Raw genomic sequence first — 24730 nt, forward strand, 5'->3', positions numbered from 1 at the left:
AATTGCTTATGTAGAGTTATACGAAGGTGGGGGAGGGGAGTTAAATGGAATTTGAAAAAAGATTAGTGGCATGACATAGGAAATAAAACAACCATCTCTTTATTAAAAGATAAACGGTTGATCAAGCGGTGTAATTTGAAACTTGTAGATAGGTTTTCAAAAAAAAGTGTGAAGGCTGGCAGAAAGAAACCTAGCAAACCAGATAACCACGTCTTTTTGCAATTACCTGAATGTGTTATCCTATTAGTTGATATTCAATCAATGTACTGGAGGGTTGTTTTAATGAAGGTTTGCTGTGAAAATTGCTTTAATTATGCGCCATTTAAAAAACATATCCAAGAAAAAGGTACAGTTGGGAACTGTTCATTTTGTAATTCCCAAAGTGTCCGAACACTTGATGTTAAAGATAGCTTTTTTAGTAAAAATATGTACTTTTGGGCGCATAAATTTAAACCTAATAATTTAGGCTTCGAATTAGAAAGATTTTTCACCAAACAAATAGATTTATTAAGTGTGTCTTTATTACCTGCATCTGGAAAAGAACTGCTATATTACTTATTCCAAGAGTACATAAGTAGAGATTTGTTGAATGGAAAATTTGGCGTTCATTTTGAAGAAGGTATATTAAAGAGTTGGGGGGATTTTAAAGAAAATATAAAACATGGTAATCGGTTTGGTTTCGGGATTGACAATCAACTAAAAGAATCTCTTATTGTAATACTAGAAACTAATGAAATGTATTTAGGAGCAGGCGAAACACGTATCCGTGCAAGGCTTGGGAAGCAGGGGAATAGTAGAATCACACCATATGAAGGCATTAACATCATGAGTCCCCCCAAACACTTAGTTTCTGAGGGGCGAATTAATCCAAAGGGTATTCCCTATCTATATTTAGCTGATAACCTAGAAACCGCAATTACGGAGGTGAGACCGTATAAGGGAAAGGAAGTATCAGTTGCTATCGTGAAGATTAATAAGGATATTCGGATCTCTTCATTTAACAACGCAACATTCCACGGTAAAACACTTTTTGAACAGTTCAGGCTTTATTCGTTAACTAATATAGTAAATGAGGAACTCTCAACCCCTGTTGATGAGGAAGTGAAATATTTTAATTATATACCCACACAATATGTTGCGGAGCTAGCGAAATCACTTCATTTTGAAGGTCTTGCATATAGTAGTGCATTGGAAAAAGGGATAAATTATTGTTTATTTAATCAAGAAAAAGCCTCATGGGTAAGTAGCCGGTTGTATAAGGCTAAACAAGTATATATTGAGCATGAACCTGTAGAAGGGGATAGCTTTAATTGGGACCTTTTTTGATTACTATCCTGATTAAGATACATCAATTTTGAATTTGACCTATCTAGTAATTGGTATTGAACAATTGAGATAAAAACGACAAAACAATCTCAATGCTTTCTATAGGATTGATGCTGGTATGGATATCTTAAATTTTATAAAGTGGCTTGCCATTCACGAGTCCCACCCATAATGGCATGAATAACGCTCGAAATAGCATGTATATAGACATGCCGCATCAAAAATAAATGAATACAACCTCAAAAAAGCAGTTGTTAACGGTTCTCGTTAATAGCTGCTTTCTTTATGTTCTGGATAACCATGTTTGTACATGAATGTGAGAAATGAAGGTAGGGATAAAAAGGTATTTAACTATGCTAAACAGCCTGCGTATATAGCAAACAGGAAGGGAGAGGCGGTTTGTAACCGTCACATGATAGAGCAGTAAATAATCAATGGGCTGCTATCAAGGCTATAACCCTTGAACACATATTCAAGGGTTATAGCTTGTCAATCCCGCATTGTGTACATCACGAATAAAAATCAATGGTTTATCAGGAATATTTTAATTACCCCCCAGTACCTACGGGTTCAACTGTTGAAGCGGCATTGCACGGGTGCTCCGTGATACCTACGGAAACTTTTTCGTGAAAAGTGGTGCGGATTTTAAAAAAGTATTTAACTCAGCTAAATACACGGCGTATATGACTATTGAAGGCGATAAGCCTAATCAAACTAACAAGAGGAGAGTTACAAACATGAATAATCAAGAAATGAAATTTTTTAAGCATTGGTTTAACCAAACGGAAGGGGATTATGAGTGCCGCCTTATAGCAGATGGGGGAATAGGGGATAAATGGTTTGTTGCGGTTGAAGATATAAATGAACTGATGCTTGCCTGGTTTATTGAAGGGGGGAAACAAGAAGGATTAATCGTTTATCTTAGTGTGGCACCCCGTGGCTGTAAATTTGGGACGGTAAAGGATGTTTCGTATGTGCCGGGTTTACAGTTAGACATTGACCCCAAACATGCAGCCTTTGAAAAGGCCGCACAAATAGTTAACCAACTACCTATATCGCCATCCAACGCAATTTCAAGTGGTAATGGCGATCACACATATTATAAATTTAATGAACCATTTGCGGTAAATAAGCTAGAAGATCTACAGTTCATAAAAGAATTAAGTAAAAAGTTGCATTCATTTATCAATGTAGAACATATGGATGTGAGAACCTTAGGGGCTATATTATGCTTTGTAGCCGGATTTACTGGTATTTCCCAAAGTAAACTAAAGTTTATTGATGCCGTCATAAAAAACGTAATACAAGTAATAGAAATTGATCAGGCAAAGATGGAGGCTGAGATGTTTATGGAAGCGTGTAATGCAAAAGATGGGTTCATTTATGAGCATAATAATTGCTACCGTGAAAATCGATTAATGGAATCTGATGAAAATAAGATGGAGAACCATCTACAGTAGTATGCGATGGGCAAAACGGTTAACTCATTCGAAACACATATAGAAGTAATTGGGGCTCAATCTTTATTGGAGCCCTTTTTTATTTATGGGAATCTAGCCGTTAGTTTTATACATAATAGTGGCAGTGCTTCATTACATACTAGGCACACACTCTAATATGGTTAATACAGTGCCTTGTCGCTTGGCCACCCCGCCGCCCATTCTGATATGCATAGAGCTCAAAATGACATATACACAGAAACTTCCAATTACAAACAATTGAAATCCAACCTATAAAAGCAGTTGTTAGCAAATCTACTTTGTTAACAGCTGCTTTCTTTTAGTTTTTGGGATAACGATGTCTGCACATGAATGTGTGAAAAGGTATTGGGGATAATTACCTCCTTAACTCTACGTAAAAGGGGGCGTATATAGCAAGTGTAGGAGGTGAAGTGGTTTATTGCTACAGCAAATTGTAGTGGTAAATAACCAATAGGTGTTTGGGTATAAAACGATAACCTTTGAATTCAGCATCACACGTTATCGTTTGTCAATTTCTCATTGTGTACATCACGAATAAAAAACAGTGATGTAGTAGGAATAATTTAATGACCACCCCGGTATCCAGAAAATCAACAGTTGAAGCCACATTGTACGAGGGGCATGTGGTACCTATGGGGACATTTTCGTGAAAAGTGATGCGGATTAAAACATAGAAGCGATAAAAGAGGACATTCTCCTATTATATATATAAGAAAGTGTCCTCTTTTTACAGGAGGAAAAGAAAATGAAGGATTTATTAAGCGCAATTGATTATTTGAGACACGGGAGAGAAATGTTCCCTACTTTCGCGTTTTTTGACAATAAGAAAGGGATGCCATTAGAAGAGTTGGCTAAACTTCCTAATACCCGAAGTGAGGTTCTACATATTAATACTATAAAATATGAATTACCCATTTTATCAAAGAAATGTGAGGCAGAAATGCGTGCGTTTTGCTTTTATCCAAATGGAGCAAAATTAGTGCCGGATATTGATGGGTTACGGTTTCTTTTTGTGGATTTGGATAGTGGAAGTAAGGAGGAGCAACTTGAACTGATAAATTCTGCACCGCTCCCTCCTACACTCGTTTACACCGGAAGGAGAGGATATAAGTTACTATATGCACTTAAAAACGCCAGGTGGGATAGGTCAAATAAGTCAGCATTAAATGAATGCAAGATTTATGCCGAAAATATTCAAAGGCAATTAATAGAGTATTTAAAAGGGGATACCACCAAAACCAACATTAATGCGGCTTTTCGATTGCCTTTTACAAATAACTACAAAGACTTTGCTGAAAAAGGGGTGGTATACACAGAGGAAATCGTATTATTTGAACCAAGTCATGTTTATACACTAGAGCAGTTATCCGAGGCATTCCCGGAAAGTACTAAAAAAGTTCGTGACAATGATTCATCGTTATATGGAGAATACACAAAAGAAGTGAGGGAGATTATTGATTGCCTTATCGGATGGTTAGAATTAGAAGGTTTATCTTACACAGAGTATGATGGGAAATTGTCTTATCAGTGTCCTATTCATGACGATGGTACTCCCTCAGCGTTTATGTACTATACAAATTTAGTATGTCGTTGTTCTAATGGTGGGGCAGGGTTAGATTGTGCTATTGATAAAGGCAAATCCTTGAGGTGGGTCGCAAAGGCAAAAGGGTGGACTGACCTTGAAGCATTGTGTAAGAAGCTAGATGATAAAATAGCCGAAGAGTATGAAAAGATTTCATTAGTCGATATGCAGTCTACTGAATTAGTACCACTACAGCCAGCGAAGGTTCTTACAACAGGCCATGTAAAAGCTGTTTTAGATAAAGTCGTAAGTACGATGAAAGGTAGGGGCATTGTTGTTAATAAAACTACTACCGATATATTTGCGAATATCATCCATGAATTAAACTTGCAAACGGACGGGGTTACTGTGTGCCCATTGGAGCCAGGCGGGGGGAAAAGTACAATCATGGTGGCGCATTTAAAATATATGTTGGATCAGAATTTAGTAGAGTCGGGCACAATTCTTGTTGTGGAGCGGATAGAGACAGCTAAATGGCTACTTGAACAATTAGGTCAGTATAGCGTATTTATAGAGGCGGATGGAAAAGCGAGAGATGTTCCAGAATGTAGAACCCAATCAGCAGCGTTCGTAATGGAAAGTGCTTATACATATAAGGGCTGTAAAAAGAAGCCGAAAAAGTATCATTACGGTGAATGCAGGAGTTGCCCTTTTAAGGAAGGCTGTAAGGTACCTAGAAAACATCAAGAACAGAAAGGCTATCCTATTGTAATTATGACGCACGCTAGATTGAAAATGGAGGCGGGTGGGTTAGATAGGTACAGAAAGTGGAGATGTATAGATGGTAATGAATATGAGCGCAAACGCATTATAATTGATGAGAAGCCGCCTATTGTGGAGGTTATTTCAGTGCATCGTCCGTACTTTGACCAATTTTTATATGATCTACATGCACTGTCATTGGATATCCCAGTGGAGGAGTTGGTTGAAACAAAGGCGCTAATTAACCAACTACGGGAGCAATTGATGGGGGCTTCTAGTGGTGAAAAACTGTTGCCTATTAACCCTGACTTTGTTTTTCCCTACAGTAAAACATGGTACAAGAAATATTCAGGTGACAATGTAAACCTATTAAAGGACATCGAATATGTCATTCAAAATGGTGGGCGGGTAAACTATAATCCGCTACATAATATCATGAGTAAAGAGACGAATAGAACTGTACAGTATGACTTTTCAGGTTATCATGTAACGATACTAGATGGTACTGCCAAAGTTGATATGGAATACAGAGCACTGCAAAGCCATCAAATGTTAGATGTGCCGCCTGTTAAGTCCTATGAACATTTAACTTTCTTTGTAGATTGTAGTATGTCATCTGGTAAGGCGAAGTTGATTAAGGACGCTAAGATTTTAGTAGACTTTGCTCGTAATATTAGTATCATTTCTACCAAAGAAACAGTATTAGTGTTGTGCTTTAAACCGCATAAAAGTAGCTTGGAAAACCAGTTAAGCCGTGAAATAAAGGAAGGTCGTGTGCTCGTTAATCATTTCGGAAATGTAAAGGGATCTAACGATTATTCACGCTGTACGGCATTAGTATTAGTGGGGATAACACACAAAGGAGATCCAACTTATATTAATAAGCATGAAGCGATTTGTGGGGAGGTAGAAGATACCAAAGTGCAAAAGAGAAAAGATGTACGTCGTTTTAATGACCTTGATATAGAGACAATCAAGTTGAATGATCAAGTAGTTGATATGATACAAGACATATTGCGTATTTGCATTCGGAATAATGGAGCTACAGCGCAGGCGAAAGTATATATGATGACAAAAGATGTAGCGTTTGTAAACATCCTACGGCACTATTTTACCGGGTGCAAAGTAGAGGATTGGAATATGTCCGGCACTTACCCTGAATGGTATGAGAAATTGAGTAAATGTTTCAAGGCTCTAAAACTAGGTGAAGTTATTACAAAAGTCAAGTTACGGGATATGCTAGGACTAGAAGGGGAGGCGGGGGGAAGGCAGCTACGACGTCTTGCCAAGAAGAAGTTATATACCAAGCTGTTAAGTGAACACAGTATAGCTGAAGTAAATAACCGAAAATATAAGAAGGTAGACAGATTGGAAGTAGAGCTTGATCAAGCTGTCTTATAGTCAAGGGAGCATGTACACCTGAATTGCATAGGGGACATGCTTTTTTATCGTATATATACGCGATAAATATCATATGTCAAATACTTTAAATATTTCATGTGAATAACCGAGTGTCATTCTCTCAGCGGCGCAAACCCTAGAGGTGTGGTGCGTTCTAGTTGTTTGACAACGCACCAACACGCAACAAATGAGCCTCCCCGTCTTGCAGCAATCTTCCATGCCGTATAGTATAACCCTCAAGTAGCTTGCCGAAACCTTTTTGTGTGTCCTTTCAATAGATGATCCACTTGTACAAATTCAAATCTAACTACTTCTGGCTTAAATTGTCCCGCCTTTTAGAGTTGGTAGAGAACTGGGTTTTAACCATATACTAATTATGCCTTTTGGTAATGGGGGAGCATACAGAAAGCCAGGAAACTATGTGGGGAGTGTGATTAGATGGATCTAGATTTTAGCCTTATGCTGGAGCTAGCAGAGGTTGATTTAACCCTGAAAGAGTTAGAAGAGGGGTATCGTAAGAAATATTTTAGGAAAGATAGAACGAAGCCCTGGAGCTTCATGTGCTATCACTGTGAAAAGAAAGTGGCTAGTGATGAAGCAGATGTATTTTGGAGCATCCCAGTTACAAGTTATGATTCGAATGGAATGGGACGCCGCTTCTGTTCTAAAGGTTGTTCAGATAGGTATTTTAATGAGCAACGAAATGAATTGCTACAGCGGCGTAAACGGATTATGGAGGATCGAAGACTGTTACGAGAGTTTTATGAAGTGGCGGAGCGGGAGTTTAAGGAAGCAAGATACACTACTCAGGAACCATATTCCAAAGTATCAACTATTGTTGAAAGTATAGCGTGAGAATAGTGATAAAAGCTGTGTTTACTCTCTAAATGTGAGTTTACACAGCTTTTTACGTATAACTAGATAATGATTAATCAATCATTGCCTTTCCAATCGATAAGTAGATTGAGTAACCCAAGAATCGTGCGTTGGTCCTTTAGGGATCTGTTTTCTAGTAACGTGATAATTTGACTCATTTCCAAGCTATTTGTTTTCGGACCAGTTTGGGTATTGCTAAATAACTCTTCTAATGTAATCCCCAGTGCATTAGTAATTTTTAATAGGCTCTCAATCGTTGCGTTTTTCTCCCCCTGTTCCTTAAGGAAGCTTTTTTTATTGGTTCGAATGAACTTGGGAACATACTAGTTACGAGTTATGATGCGAATTGTATAGGACGCCGCCTCTGTTCGAACGAATGTATTGAATTCTAACCATGAGGTGAATTGCTAGCGTTTTATAAAACGTTTAAGGCCGTTAGGATCGTTTATGAAGAAGCGAAAGCTGGAAGATAACAAATGATAGGAAAAAGGGTATAGTAGAAGAAATAAGCCATTGTAGGAGGGAGATCCATTGTCAAATGAGAAGAAAAAGGATAATGAAGATATGCAAGCAACGCAAAAACAAACTGAAGCGGATAGAAAAATCAAAATCCGGGAAATCTACGAAAAAGCTGTAAGAACGCATGGCGAGACTCTAGAGAAGCTTAGCAAGAATTAATGCAGAAAGATACTCAGCGAAGCGGTAACAGCTCTAAAATGGAGGGGGATACAGATGGTTGATATTGTCCCCGAAGTCATATGGGTGATCTGGCAAGGTGTCTTAAGGTAACGGGTTAGGAAGCTTAGTGATAATGAAGGATGAGATATAGACGCAAATAAGTTGGGGTGGCTGAAATAAATTAGTGCCCTTAATTGTTAGGCAATGATTTTGTGTGAGTGACTGTGCATTTTTATAAAAAGTAAAAAGGAATATTGGAAGAAATAAGTCGTTGTAGGAAGACTGTCACTTCCTTATGATTGAAGATAGGCTAGTACATTTAAATAGGTGCCAATGCAAAAAACAAACATGATTGCTTAAACTTTCATGTATGTTTCCCGCATTGGCGCCTATTTTTCTGTTTTCTATGGATCTATCATGAGGTGGTTAAAGAATACTACATACATAACAAAAGACGTCTACTTAATGCTACAATTTAAGAAACAACAAATTTAGTTTTTTATATTAAGATAAAGTGCACATAAACTAATAATAGTGTTAGGAATTTGTATGTGGTTGAATTTGGCGCAGTATCTTGTTAGTATTCCAAAAAATAGGCGGTTCAAATTGTGGGGCGATAAAATTTGTTATAATAGTATCAATACCAACTGAGTAAAGGACTGTAAATCAAATGACAAAGAAAAATTTATTTTCTATCACAGAAATTGAAGATAAAACAAAAAAAATAATTGAAAAGTTAAACAAAGAAACTTTTATTGAAGAGTTTTTGGGACTTTTTGATATACCTAAAACAAGCATCACACGTGCAAAATCAAGTGAAGGCGATTTTTTGATACGAAATAAAGTTCGTTATCGAGAGGTTGAAAATAATCCACTACACGCTATTGATGAAATCGGGCAAGAAATTGTAACTCAAAATCAAAAGCCTCGCTATCTCATCACAACTGATTTTGAAATGCTTTATGCAAAAGATACAGAATCAAATGATTCGCTCGCTATTAATTTCGAAGACTTGCCCACTTCCGCCGATTTTTTTCTCGCGTGGAATGGTATTGAGAAAGCAGATTACCAAAACGAAAGCCCGGCAGATATTAAAGCTGCTAAGCGTTTCACAAAACTCTATGATGAATTGGTTAAAATCAATCCTGAGCTTGCGAGAGAGGAAGCTGATGGCAAATCATTTAATCTTTTTTTGATTCGTTCTCTTTTCTTGTACTTCTCTGAGGATACAGGAATTATCAAAAAAGGTTCTTTTACTAATATCCTTAAAAAAAGGACCGAAATCGATGGTAGTAATTTAAACTCAGTCATCAAAGATTTATTTTCAATTTTAGATGTTCCTGAAAACCAAAGACATGACATCCCTGAACGGTTGAAAGAATTTCCATATGTAAACGGGGAATTGTTCAAAGAATCACATCACGACTTGAATTTTAGCACTCTTACTCGAAAACTACTCATCGAAGCAGGTGAATTGCTCAAATGGAATGAAATCAATCCTGATATTTTGGGAGCAATGATTCAAACTGTTGCTAACAAAGAAGAACGTCAAGTTTCAGGCATGCACTACACGAGTATGCCAAATATCATGAAAGTGATTAAACCACTATTTTTAGACAATCTTCAAGCAGAGTACCAAAGGCTTTCTGACCGTTCAGATGATTACAAAGAACGCGAAATTACCGAAAAACAAAAACGTGAACAACAACGAGATATTATAAAACAACTAAATAGCTTACTTGAACGAATGAGTAAAATTAAGTTCTTAGACCCTGCCTGTGGTTCTGGTAACTTTTTGATTATTACTTACAAAGAGCTTCGCAGACTCGAAATCAAAATCCTTGTTAAAATTCGCGAAATTCAGGAAGCCTTAAATGAAAAGAATGTTTATCAAGGAGATTTGCTCAAGCGATCTAAGATAAGACTTAACCGATTCTCAGGTATTGAACTTGATGATTTTGCACATGAGGTAGCTAGACTTTCTCTTTATATTGCTGAACATCAAATGAATGTAGAGATGATTGAATCCCTAGCGGACTATCAACCTAGAATCCTTCCGCTCCAGGAATCAGGGAATATCGTACACGATAATGCCTTACGCATAGATTGGAATGAAATTGTCAAACATGAGGAAAATGATGAAGTCTATATCATGGGGAATCCACCATATATCGGTAGCAAACGGCAAACTGAGGATCAAAAAAAAGAACTAGATAATTTATTTTTAAATGTTCCTAATCACCGACAGTTGGATTATATTTCTGGTTGGTTTATCAAAGGAGCAAAATTTATTCACCATGTGAATGCAAAACTTGCATTCGTCACCACTAACTCTATAAACCAAGGACAGCAGGTTGCCGTACTTTGGAATGAAATATTTAAATACAACGTTGAAATAAATTTCGCTTATACTTCATTTAAATGGACTAACAGTGCAAGCAACAATGCAGGTGTTATAGTTGCGATCATTGGAATTTGCTCAATTGGGAAAAGTGAGTTTAAATACTTATTTGATGAAACTGAGGTTGCTAGAACCGTAAAAAGAATAAATGCTTACTTGGTAGATGGTGAAAACATTCTAGTTTCAGAAAAAAGTAGTCCAATATCTGATATACCCAAAGTTGTTTTTGGAAGTATGGCGAATGATAATGGAAATTTGATTTTTAGTACTGATGAGTATTTTGAAGTTATTGATAAATACCCTGATTTGAGAAAAGTTATAAAAAAATTCATTGGTGGAAAAGATTTTATAGATGGTAGTTATAGATATGCTTTATGGATGACCCAAAAAGACTTTGAAAAGCATGCAGATAATCAATTGATATTAAAAAGAACAACTGCTGTAAAGAAATATCGGCAAAATAGTAAAAGGACTTCCACTCAAGAGTTATCAAAATATCCTTATCGCTTTGGAGAATGCAGATATGAAGACAAAGATTATATACTAATTCCACGAACATCATCAGAGTCCCGTGAATATGTGCCAATGGGATATTTCACAGATCAATCAGTAGTCGCAGACTCTGCAATGGCGGTATACAACGCCCCAATCTGGCTCCTTGGCATCCTAGAATCTCGCATGCATATGACCTGGCTTCGAGCGGTTGGTGGCAGATTGAAAACGGATTATCGCTATTCCGCAGGCATGGTTTACAATACTTTCCCTATTCCAAAGCTTTCAACAAACCGTAAAAATATCCTAGAAGAAGCCGTTTTAGAGATGCTGGATGTCCGTGAGGAAGAAGGTGGTACACTTGCTGAGCTTTACGGCGGTGCGAATAAAGCAATGAACGCACGATTACGCGAAGCACATGAAAAGATTGATGGCATTGTGGAGCGTGCCTATAAGCAAGAACCTTTTAAATCCGACGAGGAACGATTGAGTGTATTGTTGAAACTTTATCAAGAAATGGTTAGTGAGGAGAAAAAATGACATCGAATATTTTTGAAATTAATTATAATGGTACTGGACAAAGCCAAAACACAAATGCATTAGGGATGCGTGAGATGCAGGCACGTGTCTATGAGAAACGTGCGTCACAATATCTATTAGTTAAAGCGCCCCCTGCATCAGGGAAATCACGAGCGTTGATGTTTGTAGCCTTGGATAAGCTCACAAATCAAGGCATAAAAAAAGCAATTATTGCAGTTCCAGAACGTTCGATAGGTAAATCTTTTCAAACCACAGAACTCGGCAAATTTGGCTTTTTCTCTGATTGGGTTATTAGTCCAAAAAACAATCTTACGGACCGTGGAACAAGTGAAAGTAAAGTGTCGCAGTTTGTTGATTTTATTCGTTCTACAAACCCAGAAGATAATATTATGGTTTGTACTCATGCGACTTTACGTTTTGCCTTTGAGAAATTGAATGACTCCGATTTCGATAATATTTTACTTGCCATTGATGAGTTTCATCATGTATCACAAGGTGAAAATTCTGTACTTGGTAATGCGATGCGTAATATTATGGGGAATTCTTCTGCACATATCGTTGCGATGACTGGCTCCTACTTTCGTGGCGATTCAGTCCCGATTCTGGATCCTACCGACGAGCAAAAGTTTGATAAGGTAACCTATACTTATTATGAACAACTTGAAGGTTATAAATATCTAAAGAGTTTTGCGATGGGCTATAGCTTTTATCGAGGTCGCTATACTGATGCGCTTTCGGAAGTTCTAGATACTTCAAAGAAAACAATTATTCATATTCCAAATGTAAATTCCGGGGAATCTACAAAAGATAAATATGATGAAGTTGACCGTATTCTGGAAGAATTAGGTGATGCGAAATTTGATGAAAATACAGGACTTTGGCTAGTAACTGAAGAATCTGGTCGAGTATTAAAAATTGCTGATTTGGTTAATGAAGAAGGCCGTGAAAAGGTTCAAGAATACATCCGAAATATGTCTGAAATTGATGACTTGGATATTATCATTGCTCTTGGTATGGCAAAAGAGGGATTTGACTGGCCTTTCGCGGAATATGCTTTAACAATTGGTTATCGTAATTCATTAACTGAAGTTGTGCAAATTATTGGGCGTGTGACTCGTGATAGTTCAAATAAAACTCATGCACAATTCACCAATTTAATTGCCCAACCAGATGCTCAAGATGATGAGGTCATGTTTGCGGTTAATAATGTCATGAAGGCAATCACTGCAAGTCTTTTGATGGAATCTGTATTAGCTCCAAACTTTAACTTTAAGCGTAAAGATAATGATGATCAAAAATCAAAAGGAACAGATATTTTCATTAAAGGTTTAAAAGAGCCAAGTACTGATCGTTCAAAAAATATTATTCAAAGTGATTTGAATGATTTGAAAGCGACTATTTTACAAGACAGTCAAATTCAGCAAGCTATAGCTGCTGGTGTCGATGCAAAAGTGATTAATAAACAACTTATACCGCGTGTGATAATGAATACCTATCCTGATTTGTCAAATGATGAAACTGAGGAAGTTCGTCAGCACTTAGTTGCACAAGCTGTCATTCAGTCTGCGGACCGTGAAGAAGGAACAGGCGGAAACCAATTTCTTAGAATGGCGAATAAGTTTATAAATATTGATGAAATTGCCATCGATTTGATTGATGAAGTGAATCCTTTCCAGCGTGCTTATGAGGTTATTTCAAAGGAAATTGATGCACCAACTTTACGCTTTATCCAAGATTATATGGATGGTATAAAATTTACTTTTTCTGAGGATGAATTAGTTATGTTGTATCCTCAAATTGTTCAATTTAAAAATGAAAATGGTAGAATTCCAGTTAAGTCTAGTTCAGACCAATACGAGCAAAGATTAGCCTATGCTTTATTACGTTTGGAGCAATTAAGGAGAGAGAGACAGGATGGACAAGTTTAATCTTGAAGATATTTTTTCAGACCCAATATTTGATGAGCTAATAGCCGAAACGCCTAATAAACAAGTTAAGCGAATTGACCCGGAGTTTGAAAAATTTCAAGAGATTATCGAATGGATAAAAAGTCATGATGGAAAAGAACCAGAGAAATCTCGGAATATGACCGAAAGAAAATTATTTTCCAGACTTAAAGGCTATCGTGACAAGCCAGAAATGATAAAGAAACTCGCTGAGATTGATGAACTAAACTTATTTGATAGTCAAAATACAGTTTTAGAAAATCCGAAAAAAAATCTCGAATCCCTCGATGATATTCTTAATGATGATACATTTTTTGAGAAAAAAGATAAAGTTGATTCACTACTTGATGTGTCGAGATACAAGAGAACAATTAGTGCGGCTGATAAATATAGCGTTCGGAAACGGGCTAGCCATTTCGAACAATATGAGCCTCTGTTTAAACTTGTTCAAAAAGAGATTGCAAATGGTACTCGAAAGATAATACCTGTCGATACAGAAAAAAACATTATACCAGGTAAATTTTATGTTGATAATGGAATTCTCCTTTACGTTTTATCTGTAGGTGATTATTATATAGATAAAAATGGTTATCGTAACGCAAAGCTTCATCTTATTTATGAAAATGGAACTGAAAACAAAGGGATTTTATTGAGATCATTTGCATCAAATCTCTTTGATAAAGCCCGTCACGGTCGAATGGTAACCGAAGTAATGAGTGATGTTATGGGAGAAACAACCGTTGAAGAAAGAGCTACCGAATATCTGACTACCGGATATATTTATGTAGTCAGATCTCTTAGCTCAAATCCTGAAGTATCAAAATATCAAAACCTTTATAAGATTGGTTTTGCTGGTGGAAGTGTTGAAAAACGCATTGCTAATGCTGAAAATGAAGCCACCTACCTATATGCACCTGTAAAAGTTATTGCGACATGGGAAGTTCAAAACTTTAGTGCTCAGAAACTAGAAACAGTAATTCATCATAGATTTGAAGATAAGCAATTACAAATTTCTGTTCCAACAGCAAATGGAAAAATTGAAAACCCCAAAGAATGGTATTTGGTTCCTTTGGCTGAAATTGAAACAAGCATAAATGAGATTATTGTGAAATTGAATAGTTAATTCAAATTTATTAACTTTGGGTGCCTGTGCAACATTGAATTCGGAATAATTTACTGCTTGGTCATTTCACGCTATCATTTCTCCTCTTAAAGCGTAAGAATGAATGTAAATATTAAAAGAGAGAAGAGCTGGGAGCTCCTCTCTCTAACAGCTATTATGGTCAGGGTGGTGGTTATCAAACAAAACTTATTTTCGTTGATAACCACCTTTCTGCTTTGCAAACCTTAACAATAAGCGGTTTTCTGTGGTGATCCTAATAAAAGTCATCATACTGTATCTTTAATATAGTATATGTGGAATGGTTGCTCCTATTCTATCCACTCACTAGTATAGTAGCCATTTATTAAATACAATCGATGGATATAATCACGAATAAGCCCTTTCCTGAAATTCATCTTTTCATTTGCAATTTCAAGGTCACCAAGTTTCTTTTTTATTTCACGATATGGAGGGCTGCTTATTACCTCTACATCTGAAACTTCATTGACAGTTTCAATTCTTTTTACATAGTCAGTTACAATTCGAGCTAACTCCGCTACCTCTCTTGTATCGAGTTCTATTTGGTGTTGTTCGTCCTTAATCAATTTTATTAGTAATTCTGAAGAAGTGGTTTGTGTATTGTAAGACATCTTTTTATGACTCCCTTCAATTGATGAAAATTTAATAATGAATTTTGCTTGTGAGGATCTGTTGGAATAGCATCAGGGCATACACCGTAAATCTGTTCACATAGTCTTTCTTATACGTGTAATGTGTGAGTTTACAATTAAGGCCTTTGGAATAGCTTGGGATGCCTAAATGCTAAGTTTATTAAAGTAATCATACTGCCCCCGCAACGTAATATCTGTCGAACGTAGTCAAAAGCGTAGTCAAACACTTTCAACAGTAGCTATAAACCCTTATAAACACTGGCATTATAGCCTTTCTAGCAACAGTTGGTTCGACTCCCGCCGTCTCCATATTAGAAATTCATAGGATTTCATATGGTATCAAAACCCTTGACTATCAAGGGTTTTTTATTTTGCCTTGTTTCATATGATGTCATTGAATATCAATCGAACGTGGTCAAAAGCGTAGTCGATATTCTCCATTTAAATTTATTCATGTTGAACTAAGGTATTTTACTATATATGTTGACATAATGAATACACTCAACAACGCTCGGCGCTCGAGGATGCCTCCCGCAATAAGCCAGACAGAAGCCCACTGTCAGTCTTAATTGTGTGAGTACCTGTGCAAGAAAAAACGGTAAACAACTCACACAATTGTATAATAATGCAGGTGATATAGCGTTTGTCTGATTTCTGACTTATAAACATGTAATTGTAGTGAATTGACTAAATACGGCCTTGCACAGGTACCCATCACTAGTAATTGAAGGACAGTTTTGAAGAAAAATAAAAAAAAGAATATAAAAAAATCCTGTATTGAAATAAGGTTAGGGAGTACACTAATAAAGTAAACAAGTTTATTTCAGTGAAATAAGGTATATTATATTTGTTGAATAGATTCTCTTTAAAGACAAGAAAAGTAGGTGAACAAAGTGGGAAAATATCAATTGGATTACAAAGGGCAGGCGGCTGTGACAAAGTATTATGAAAAAAACAAGCCAGCCCAATTTGATAAAAAGGAACAACTTGAAAAAATACGTACGGCGTATTTGGAAAAAAAGCAAAAACAAACAGATAAATAATACGAATGAGAACATAGGAGGACTAAAATCTTCCTATGTTTTTCTTATTGTGTGAGTACCTGTGTAAGAAAAAACGATAAACAACTCACACGATTGTATAATAATGCAGGTAATATAACGTTTATCTGATCTCCGACTTATAAACATGTAATTGTAGTGAATTGACTGAATACGAACTTGCACAGGTACCCGTCACTGATTTGGTCGCTTCAGGAAGACAGTGCCGGGAATGTCCCGCATTTCTGGAGTCGGATGAAAGAAGTGAATCCCGGAAATCGCATCTTCCATTGGTATACAATTGAAGTGAATTGTTGGACTGGTGTCACGCCCAAGCCCAAACAGTGCAGCTCTTTTCTATAATCAAAACATATGGACATTTGCCGTAAAGTACTGTATTATCCAAATTTGAAGTGTTTTTTTTACGGCGTTTAGGATGAACTGGTGTGAAGTTACCTTTCAACAGGAATTACCTGTTGGAGTCGGTGAGGATTCAGAGTACACTTCCATTATTCCTAGCGTATCAGTGAAGAAAGAAGGCATCCACGTGAGTTATAAAGGTAGAATCACAGGAGTTGTTTTTGTTGGTGGAATTCTCCTGTTTATCAGAGAAATGGTGAAAATGCGTTTCGGGGATGTCGTGCATATCCTTCCGCTTCCCGCACTGATCCCTTTAGGGGTGGCATGGTTTTTTGGAAGACGTTATGATACCCATGTTTTTCTATCTTCACACGACGCCCTTACCGGTCTATACAATAGACGGTATGTATGGGAAAAGGCCTCCAAACTGCTTCAGAATGCTCATAAAGATGATGAAAAGTGTGCTATATTTGTAATAGATGTAAACGATTTCAAAGAGATCAATGATAGTTTCGGCCATAATTTCGGAGACTTTGTGTTGGAGCAACTATCGGCTATCTTAACAGGTTCTTTTAGTAAAAAGGATATAATCGCAAGATGGGGTGGAGATGAATTTCTGATTTTTTCTACGTATACCGATGAATCCGATGCAGAACGGAAAATAACAACTTTCATGAAGGGAGTGGAGAGTTACGAATGGCATCATCGACCGGTTACGGTTTCCATCGGTAGGTCGACTTACCCGACGGATGAAGAATCACTGAAGGAACTGATTGCCGTAGCGGATTCTAATATGTATGTCTATAAAGAGAAATATAAGCAACACGATGGAAAAGATAATACATATGGGATGACGAATACGATAGCGGATGTTTAATGAAAAGTACCGATTCCAACTGGCTAGAGACAGTCGGAATCGGTGCTTTTTTTATTGGATAAAGGTTGTGTGAGTACCTGTGTAAGAAAAAACGATAAACAACTCACACAATTGTATAGTAATGCAGGTGATATAACGTTTGTCTGATCTCCGACTTATAAACATGTAATTGTAGTGAATTGATTGAATACGATCTTGCACAGGTACCCACCACTAAAAGGTGCCGATTCCTACTGGCTTTCGTCAGTTGGGATCGGCACCTTTTTTCTATAAGCCCATAATTTTCAGTGGTAGAATTATTACTGGTTTTCGGTAGGATTATTTTCAATCCGGTTGAGTTTTAAATCATGCATCGCCGTTTTTTGATATGTGAATTCAATATCGGATTCGAGTCGTTCCAGCCCTTTTTTCGTTTCATTGAAGCGTTGGGTCATTTCTGTTCGCGTACCTTGCTGGCCGCTTTGAATAACTTGAAGAGCCGTCTTCGTTTCAGCACGGAATTCCTTTAACTCGCTTTCTAAACTATCAATCCGTCCATCCATCCCATCAATCCGTCCATCCATCCCATCAAACCGCTGGTCCATTCCATCAAACCGTTGATCCATCCCATCAAACCGCTGGTCCATTCCATCAAACCGTTGATCCACCCCATCAAACCGCCGATCCATCCCGTCAAGCCGTTGATCTATGGATTTCAATTCCTGATGGATCGGCTGCAACGCAACATCCAAAATGGATTTCAATGCTTCCGTTAATTCCTTGTCCATTGTTCTTTTCCCCCTCTCTTGTATGAGTGATAATAAGCAGCTCCCTTAGCTGCTCGTTCCATTCTGATACGACCCGAATATTTCCGATTAATAGTCTCTTAATAATACCACATGGACACGTTATCTCCTATCCAGATACAGATGAATGTTTAGCCATCTGTGCTCTACACAATGCAGACACGATTCTAAAATGCTTTCGTGTTGCACTGCGCATAGGATAGACTTTCCTGAAGTACAACTGCTTTTGCAAGCTCCTCTTTGCAGGGGCGTTTTTCTTTTACTGATATAGGAACAACGTATAGATATGGTATGATTGGAGCAAGAGTGTCCTTTCTTCTGGATATGAAAATAAATAAACAGATGCTTGAACTGAAAGGGAATTGTAGTCAAAAGTACTATTAAATTTACTAAAAGGTCAGTAACGATAGTAAAATAAAGAAAAGTGAGGAACACAACATGGCTGAATTGAACTCAATCTTATTTAGTGCTGCAGACAACTTGCGAAGTAAAATGGATGCATCAGAATATAAAAACTACTTATTAGGTTTGATTTTCTACAAGTACCTATCCGACAGATTACTGGTAAAAGTAGTGGAAATTGCGGATGAGTCTCCAGAAGAATACGATACAGCAGAAAAACAAACGCAACTGTATGTAAATTTATTAGCAGATGAAGATGTGAAGAATGACCTGATTGAAACGTTGGTAGATACATTGGGCTACGATATCGAACCGGATTATCTGTTCAACGTATTAACGGATCAAGCGAAACAAAATACGTTTCAGTTGAACGATCTGAATAAGGCATTCATCGACTTATCCACGAAATACGATCAATTCAACGGTCTTTTTGATGATGTAGATTTGACATCAAAGAAACTTGGGTCAGACGCCCAACAACGAAACATCACGATTACAGAAGTGATCAAGAAGCTAAATCCCATCAATCTATTGGGACACGGTGGCGATGTCATTGGGGATGCTTATGAGTTCTTAATCAGCCAATTCGCTTCAGAAGCGGGTAAAAAAGCCGGGGAATTCTATACCCCCCATGAAGTATCTGTCATGATGGCTCGTATTGCTGCAATCGGTCAAGAGGACAAAAAGCTGTTTAGCGTATATGACCCGACAATGGGCTCAGGCTCGTTGATGTTGAATATCCGAAACTATATCAACCATCCGGAGAGTGTGAAATACCACGGACAAGAATTAAATACCACGACCTTTAATCTGGCGAAGATGAACTTGATCCTGCATGGGGTGGATAAAGAAGATATGCGGTTAAGCAACGGGGATACGTTGAATAAAGATTGGCCGACAGATGAGCCTTACACGTTCGATTCGGTTCTAATGAATCCACCGTATTCAGCAAAATGGTCTTCAGACGATACATTCTTAGATGATTCTCGTTTCAATCGCTATGGCAGATTAGCACCGAAATCAAAGGCGGACTTTTCTTTTCTATTGCATGGATTGTATCACTTGAAAGATTCGGGAACAATGGCAATCGTCTTGCCTCATGGCGTCTTATTCCGCGGGGCTGCAGAAGGGATCATCCGTAAGAAGTTGTTAGAAGATGGCAGTATCGATGCTGTTATTGGTATGCCAGCGAATCTATTCTTCGGGACATCCATTCCAACTACCGTAATCATCTTGAAGAAAAATCGCACGACTCGTGATGTGTTATTCATTGATGCAAGTAACGAGTTTATAAAAGGGAAGAACCAAAATAAACTGTCCAATGAAAATATCGACAAGGTTGTCGAAACGTATATCAAGCGAGAAAATATTGAGAAATATGCTCACGTTGCAACATTTGAGGAAATTAAAGAGAACGATTTTAATTTGAATATCCCGCGGTATGTAGATACATTTGAAGAAGAAGAGTCTATTGATATGGCTGCAATTGGTTCTACTATCAAAGACATTCGGAAAGAAAAAGCAGAACTGGAATCTAGTCTATATGACATGATTTCTTCGCTACAGTTTGAAGAAGAAAACATGGAATGGATCAAAGGTGCATTAGAGGTGTTTAAACGTGATAAATAAACATGTACCAGAATTTAGATTTCCGGGATTTGTTGGATATTGGAAACAGCGTAAGTTGGAAGATTTAATAAACACTATGCATGGAGGCGCATCAATCACTCCAAATGATTATCAAGAAGAGGGGGTACCAACTGTTCCTAAAGGAGCTGTAAATTCTTCTGGAATTGCTGATATATCTGGAAGTAAATTTGTATCGAAAGATTACTTTCAAAAAAATATGAAAGCAAGTGTTTATTCTGGAGACCTAGTAACTTCTCTCAGAGACTTAGTACCGACAGCTCCAAACATGGGGAGAATTGTTAAATTAATTGGAGATAGTAAAGAATATTTAATGCCTCAAGGAGTTTATCGTTTGCTAATTGAAGACGGAGTTGATGAGAACTTTTTAATTGCTTTTTCAAATTCAGAAAAGTTCCGGAGAATTATTACACAGGAGAAAATTGGTTCTACTCAGGTTCACATACGTAATTCAGAGTATTTGGGAATTAAACTAGAGGCTCCAAGCAACGAAGAACAAAATAAAATAGGCGGGTTTTTTAAACAGCTTAACGAAACGATCGCTCTTCATCAGCAAGAACTAACCACTCTCCAACAAACAAAACAAGGATTCTTGCAAAAAATGTTTCCAAAAGAGGGGGAGTCTGTGCCAGAGGTTCGTTTTTCTGGGTTTACTGGGGGTTGGGGAGAAAGTAAAGCTATTGAAATATTTAAATCTGTATCTGATAAAAATCATCCGAATCTTCCAGTTCTATCGGCTTCTCAACAAAAAGGTATGATTTATAGAAGTGACTTGGGGATTGATATTAAATATAATACAGAATCTACAAAAAATTACAAACGGGTACTCCCTGGACAATTTGTTATACATCTCCGATCTTTTCAAGGTGGTTTTGCATTTTCGAATATTGAAGGTATAACTTCTCCCGCATATACAGTCTTAGATTTTCAAAATAGAGAAAAGCACTATCCTATATTTTGGAGATATGTTTTAGCTAGTGAAGTTTTTATAAAAAGGTTAGAAGCAGTTACTTATGGCATTCGGGATGGAAGAAGTATTAGCTTCAGTGACTTTTCAAGCCTTAAATTTCGAGCTCCTTCTTATGATGAACAGATAAAAATCGGTTATTTCCTCAAACAACTTGATGAGACTATCGCTCTCCACCAACAAGAATTAGATGCCTTGCAAGAAATAAAAAAAGCATTCCTACAAAAGATGTTTGTCTAAACTGATAGAAAGGAGGACAACCCATGACAAAGATACAGCATAACGATGAAGCTGAAGTGGAACGTCGCCTGATTGAGGTCTTAGGGGAAGGGCATAACCAGTGGAATTACCGCCCTGATCTGAAGTCCGAAGATGACTTGTGGAACAATCTGCGACAACTAATTACGCAAAAAAACTTATCGGAAATCGGGGAGCGCCCTTTGACCGATAAAGAATTCGACACGATTAAAACCGGATTGCTGTTGAAAACAAAGACCCCTTTTGATGCTGCTAAGTGGCTCAAAGGGGAGAACGGCATTGCGCGTATTACGATTGAACGTGAAGATGTCTCTTTGGGTTCTATCTCTTTAGTTTTGTACTCCAACCAAGATATTGGTGGTGGCATCTCTACATACGAAGTGGTTCATCAGATTGCGAAACAAAAAGTGGACGCTGATGGTCGTGATCGCCGATTTGACGTAACGCTTTTAATCAATGGGTTGCCGATTGTTCAAATTGAATTGAAACAAGTCAGCGCAAAAGATGGCGTATTCCAGGCGTACAATCAAATCAAGAAATATGCGGAAGAAGGGATGTTCAGAAATAACATCTTTTCCACTCTTCAGTTGTTTGTCATTTCCAACGAGCAGACAACGCGCTATTTTGCCAATGCGATGCCAAAGGATATGCATAAGAAATTCGTTTTTGGTTGGCGTACAACAGACAATCGAAAAGTAGACAACCTCTATGAATTTGTAAAACAAGTCTTGAATATTCCTGATGCGCATCGATTGATTGCCAATTATACGATTGTAAGTGAGGATCAGGACAATAAAGCCTTAATGGTGCTACATCCATATCAAATCCATGCGATTGAAGCCTTGTTTACCTCTGCTATGAAACACCAATCAGGGGTTGTGTGGCATGCCACCGGTTCAGGAAAAACGTTGACGAGCTTTGTATCCACAAAGCTACTCGCTCGTAAACCGGGTGTAGATCGCACGGTTATGCTCATTGACCGCAAAGATTTGGATAACCAAACGACGAGTGAATTCACGAAGTTTGCTTCCGAGTTCAATACCGGTATTTCTTCTGGCAACGCGAAGTCGAACAGTTTGATTGTCGGCACAGGAAGTTCCAAAGAATTGAGTGATACGCTATTATCCAGTGCCAATTCCAATACCGTGATTATTACCACGCGTCAAAAATTGGAGGCAGCTCTCCGTTTTGCGGAGAAACAAGAAGAACAAAAAGGTACGCAACGCTTTAAGAAGCTCATGAGCCAGCATATTGTCTTTGTCGTTGACGAATGCCACCGAGCGTTAAGCGCAGAAGGAATGGAAGCCATTAAGCATTTCTTTCCGAACTCTACATGGTTCGGATTTACAGGCACCCCGATATTTGATGTCAATAAAAAACAAGCGAAGGGTCGTCTAGCTCGTACGACACGTGACCAATACGGGGACGTCTTGCACACTTATACCATTAAGAATGCGTTGGAAGATGGCGCGGTTTTAGGGTTTCAGGTGGAGCATGAAGATACGATAGAACCCACATCATTAAATAACTATATCTTTGACCAAATGCGTCAAAAAGAAAAATACGCGGACCTCAGTGATAACGAATTGAATGATACGATCGATCAAATGGATGGAATCGAAAAGGAAGACTATATTAATCCGTCATCCTTCGAAAGCGATGACCATATTCAAAAAGTGCTCCATAAGGTTTTTCGGCCGGATAATGCGTATACGAAATTTGATTTCCAAAATGGGCGCCCGCAAAAGTCTGCAATTTTAACAACAAGTTCTATTGATATGGCGAAGCGCTACTATCAAGCCATCAAGGAGATGACTGCAGATTCCGATTGGCTAACAAGTGAATTTATCGGACACCCAATTCGAAAAGGGCGTACCATTGACGACCCTGATTTTCCACGGATTGCTATCACCTATTCGATGGGAGAAAACGAAGAAGATTCCAAGCAAACCCAAGATGAGATGAAAGAAATCATCAAGGACTACAACGAGTACTACGACACTGCCTGGTCGATAGAATATATTGACCGCTATAATGGCGATATCAATAATCGCCTAGCCCGTAAGCGAGCGGAGTTCAAAAAGCTTGGGAAACAAGTGGACCTAGTCATTGTCGTCGACCGCCTATTAACAGGATTCGATGCGCCAACTGTCCAGACGCTATTTGTGGATCGTAATTTAAGTTATGCGAATCTGATTCAAGCCTTTTCTCGAACCAATCGTACGTATCCAGGAAAGACTAAAGGATTGATTGTCACCTTCCGAAAACCTTCGACAATGGAACGAAATGTGGAAGCGGCGACGAAGTTATATTCTCAAGCACAAGAAGAAACCGCTCTCGTTTACCCGACTTATGATAAATCGAAGAAGCACTTCAAGAACGCCCATAAGACACTTACAACTTCAGTGCCAAACCTGACTGACATGAATGAGCATTCCCCCCTTGAAGACCGGGTTGAATTTGTAAAGGCCTTCCAAGAGCTGAATAATGCCTATGAAGCGTTGGTTACCTACGATGATTATAACGATGACATGGAGAAATCGAACGCTCTTCAAGAACAGATAAAGACGTTAGAAGAATATATGGGCGTATACAACACCGTTAAAGGTTCGCTACTAGACGAAGGTGAACCAGTAGAACCGGGTCGAGACTTCTCAGAAATTGAATTCTTTGGAGAAAATACGATTAAGCTCTATGATATCGACGCCACCTACATCGACCGACTTTTGGAAACATACGCGGCCAATAATCCAGATATCCGAGACGAGATTGAAAAGGCCCTCCAAAAATTGAATAAACCGGCAGTCGTAAAAGATGTCTATAGTGCAATTCTAAACGACATTGATGCTAAGAAAGTAGGCGCAGAGGAAGACATTCTTGCCGTTAAGCGGCGCTTCTTTACGGATGCCTATGAAAACACGATTGAAAAGCTATCGAATACTTGGTTTGTGAATGAGGACCAATTGCATTTGTCCGCAATTCAATACATGGCTGGATCAGAAACCATTCCGAATATCGGAGGAATTCTCGACAGCAAGCAATTTGATAAGTACAAAGCTGCAAATCCAGATGCAAAACCATTGAAATACGGACCGGAAATGAAACGCCAGTGGTTAACTGTATTGAATGAGGTTATTGTACCTTATGGGGATGAATTGAGATGAAACTTTTTGCACGGGAATGATAGGTAACCAAA

The 24730-nt window shown here is 37.9% G+C and carries 15 protein-coding genes; 13 read left to right on the forward strand and 2 right to left on the reverse strand.

What is annotated here, in order from left to right:
* The first annotated feature begins 135 nt into the window (after positions 1 to 135).
* The 8 genes from FILTAD_RS07130 to FILTAD_RS07160 all read left to right on the forward strand — a co-directional run bounded on the left by FILTAD_RS07130 (position 136) and on the right by FILTAD_RS07160 (position 14548).
* Entirely contained in the window at positions 136 to 1326 is a 1191-nt protein-coding gene (locus FILTAD_RS07130; protein WP_124069785.1) for an RES family NAD+ phosphorylase, read from the forward strand.
* 737 nt (positions 1327 to 2063) lie between these two features.
* On the forward strand, positions 2064 to 2786 hold the full coding sequence (locus FILTAD_RS07135; RefSeq protein WP_124069786.1) for a hypothetical protein: 723 nt from the start codon (positions 2064 to 2066) through the stop codon (positions 2784 to 2786).
* 766 nt (positions 2787 to 3552) lie between these two features.
* Complete coding sequence (locus tag FILTAD_RS07140) at positions 3553 to 6492, forward strand: hypothetical protein (protein WP_124069787.1); 2940 nt, start codon at positions 3553 to 3555, stop codon at positions 6490 to 6492.
* Positions 6493 to 6930: 438 nt separating this feature from the next.
* Complete coding sequence (locus FILTAD_RS07145) at positions 6931 to 7347, forward strand: hypothetical protein (protein WP_124069788.1); 417 nt, start codon at positions 6931 to 6933, stop codon at positions 7345 to 7347.
* Between the two features lie 552 nt (positions 7348 to 7899).
* Entirely contained in the window at positions 7900 to 8046 is a 147-nt protein-coding gene (locus FILTAD_RS15800) for a hypothetical protein (protein WP_160117581.1), read from the forward strand.
* Between the two features lie 670 nt (positions 8047 to 8716).
* Positions 8717 to 11479, forward strand: a complete 2763-nt coding sequence (locus FILTAD_RS07150; RefSeq protein ID WP_124069789.1) for a DNA methyltransferase — start codon at positions 8717 to 8719, stop codon at positions 11477 to 11479.
* Positions 11476 to 13407, forward strand: coding sequence for a DEAD/DEAH box helicase (locus FILTAD_RS07155; protein ID WP_124069790.1), 1932 nt, complete (start codon positions 11476 to 11478; stop codon positions 13405 to 13407). The genes FILTAD_RS07150 and FILTAD_RS07155 overlap by 4 nt, the downstream gene beginning before the upstream one ends.
* Positions 13394 to 14548 carry a GIY-YIG nuclease family protein gene (locus FILTAD_RS07160; protein WP_124069791.1) on the forward strand — a complete coding sequence of 385 codons (1155 nt, stop codon included), beginning with the start codon at positions 13394 to 13396 and terminating at the stop codon, positions 14546 to 14548. Before FILTAD_RS07155 ends, FILTAD_RS07160 begins: the two co-directional genes overlap by 14 nt.
* A 308-nt stretch (positions 14549 to 14856) precedes the next feature.
* On the opposite strand, the gene FILTAD_RS07165 is transcribed toward FILTAD_RS07160, so the two are convergent.
* Complete coding sequence (locus FILTAD_RS07165) at positions 14857 to 15177, reverse strand: hypothetical protein (RefSeq protein ID WP_124069792.1); 321 nt, start codon at positions 15175 to 15177, stop codon at positions 14857 to 14859.
* Between the two features lie 914 nt (positions 15178 to 16091).
* Between FILTAD_RS07165 and FILTAD_RS15965 the strand changes: the two genes are divergently transcribed.
* Both FILTAD_RS15965 and FILTAD_RS07170 read left to right on the forward strand, forming a co-directional pair.
* The gene (locus FILTAD_RS15965) at positions 16092 to 16241 is read left to right on the forward strand and encodes a hypothetical protein (RefSeq protein WP_203229672.1); all 150 of its coding nucleotides are present in this window, start codon (positions 16092 to 16094) and stop codon (positions 16239 to 16241) included.
* 433 nt (positions 16242 to 16674) lie between these two features.
* The gene (locus FILTAD_RS07170; RefSeq protein ID WP_124069793.1) at positions 16675 to 17475 is read left to right on the forward strand and encodes a GGDEF domain-containing protein; all 801 of its coding nucleotides are present in this window, start codon (positions 16675 to 16677) and stop codon (positions 17473 to 17475) included.
* A 299-nt stretch (positions 17476 to 17774) separates the two neighbouring features.
* Here FILTAD_RS07170 and FILTAD_RS07175 read toward each other — a convergent pair whose 3' ends face one another.
* Positions 17775 to 18242 carry a hypothetical protein gene (locus tag FILTAD_RS07175; protein ID WP_124069794.1) on the reverse strand — a complete coding sequence of 156 codons (468 nt, stop codon included), beginning with the start codon at positions 18240 to 18242 and terminating at the stop codon, positions 17775 to 17777.
* 456 nt (positions 18243 to 18698) lie between these two features.
* Here FILTAD_RS07175 and FILTAD_RS07180 point away from each other — a divergent pair, with 456 nt between their 5' ends.
* The 3 genes from FILTAD_RS07180 to FILTAD_RS07190 are packed head-to-tail and all read left to right on the forward strand — an operon-like array spanning position 18699 to position 24698.
* Entirely contained in the window at positions 18699 to 20291 is a 1593-nt protein-coding gene (locus FILTAD_RS07180; protein WP_124069795.1) for a type I restriction-modification system subunit M, read from the forward strand.
* Positions 20281 to 21516: a restriction endonuclease subunit S gene (locus FILTAD_RS07185; RefSeq protein WP_124069796.1), complete on the forward strand. Its 1236-nt coding sequence runs from the start codon at positions 20281 to 20283 to the stop codon at positions 21514 to 21516. The genes FILTAD_RS07180 and FILTAD_RS07185 overlap by 11 nt, the downstream gene beginning before the upstream one ends.
* A 23-nt stretch (positions 21517 to 21539) precedes the next feature.
* Entirely contained in the window at positions 21540 to 24698 is a 3159-nt protein-coding gene (locus FILTAD_RS07190) for a type I restriction endonuclease subunit R (RefSeq protein WP_124069797.1), read from the forward strand.
* The last annotated feature ends 32 nt before the right edge of the window (positions 24699 to 24730 follow it).

Origin of the sequence: Filibacter tadaridae, from assembly GCF_900609045.1 — a bacterium.
GTDB lineage: Bacteria > Bacillota > Bacilli > Bacillales_A > Planococcaceae > Sporosarcina > Sporosarcina tadaridae.

Coding starts and splice junctions, on each gene's coding strand:
- FILTAD_RS07170 (WP_124069793.1), top strand. CDS start 16,675: ATGAACTGGTGTGAAGTTACCTTTCAACAGGAATTACCTGTTGGAGTC.
- FILTAD_RS07135 (WP_124069786.1), top strand. CDS start 2,064: ATGAATAATCAAGAAATGAAATTTTTTAAGCATTGGTTTAACCAAACG.
- FILTAD_RS07155 (WP_124069790.1), top strand. CDS start 11,476: ATGACATCGAATATTTTTGAAATTAATTATAATGGTACTGGACAAAGC.
- FILTAD_RS07160 (WP_124069791.1), top strand. CDS start 13,394: ATGGACAAGTTTAATCTTGAAGATATTTTTTCAGACCCAATATTTGAT.
- FILTAD_RS07150 (WP_124069789.1), top strand. CDS start 8,717: ATGACAAAGAAAAATTTATTTTCTATCACAGAAATTGAAGATAAAACA.
- FILTAD_RS07175 (WP_124069794.1), bottom strand. CDS start 18,242: ATGGACAAGGAATTAACGGAAGCATTGAAATCCATTTTGGATGTTGCG.
- FILTAD_RS07140 (WP_124069787.1), top strand. CDS start 3,553: ATGAAGGATTTATTAAGCGCAATTGATTATTTGAGACACGGGAGAGAA.
- FILTAD_RS07145 (WP_124069788.1), top strand. CDS start 6,931: ATGGATCTAGATTTTAGCCTTATGCTGGAGCTAGCAGAGGTTGATTTA.
- FILTAD_RS07165 (WP_124069792.1), bottom strand. CDS start 15,177: ATGTCTTACAATACACAAACCACTTCTTCAGAATTACTAATAAAATTG.
- FILTAD_RS07190 (WP_124069797.1), top strand. CDS start 21,540: ATGACAAAGATACAGCATAACGATGAAGCTGAAGTGGAACGTCGCCTG.
- FILTAD_RS07180 (WP_124069795.1), top strand. CDS start 18,699: ATGGCTGAATTGAACTCAATCTTATTTAGTGCTGCAGACAACTTGCGA.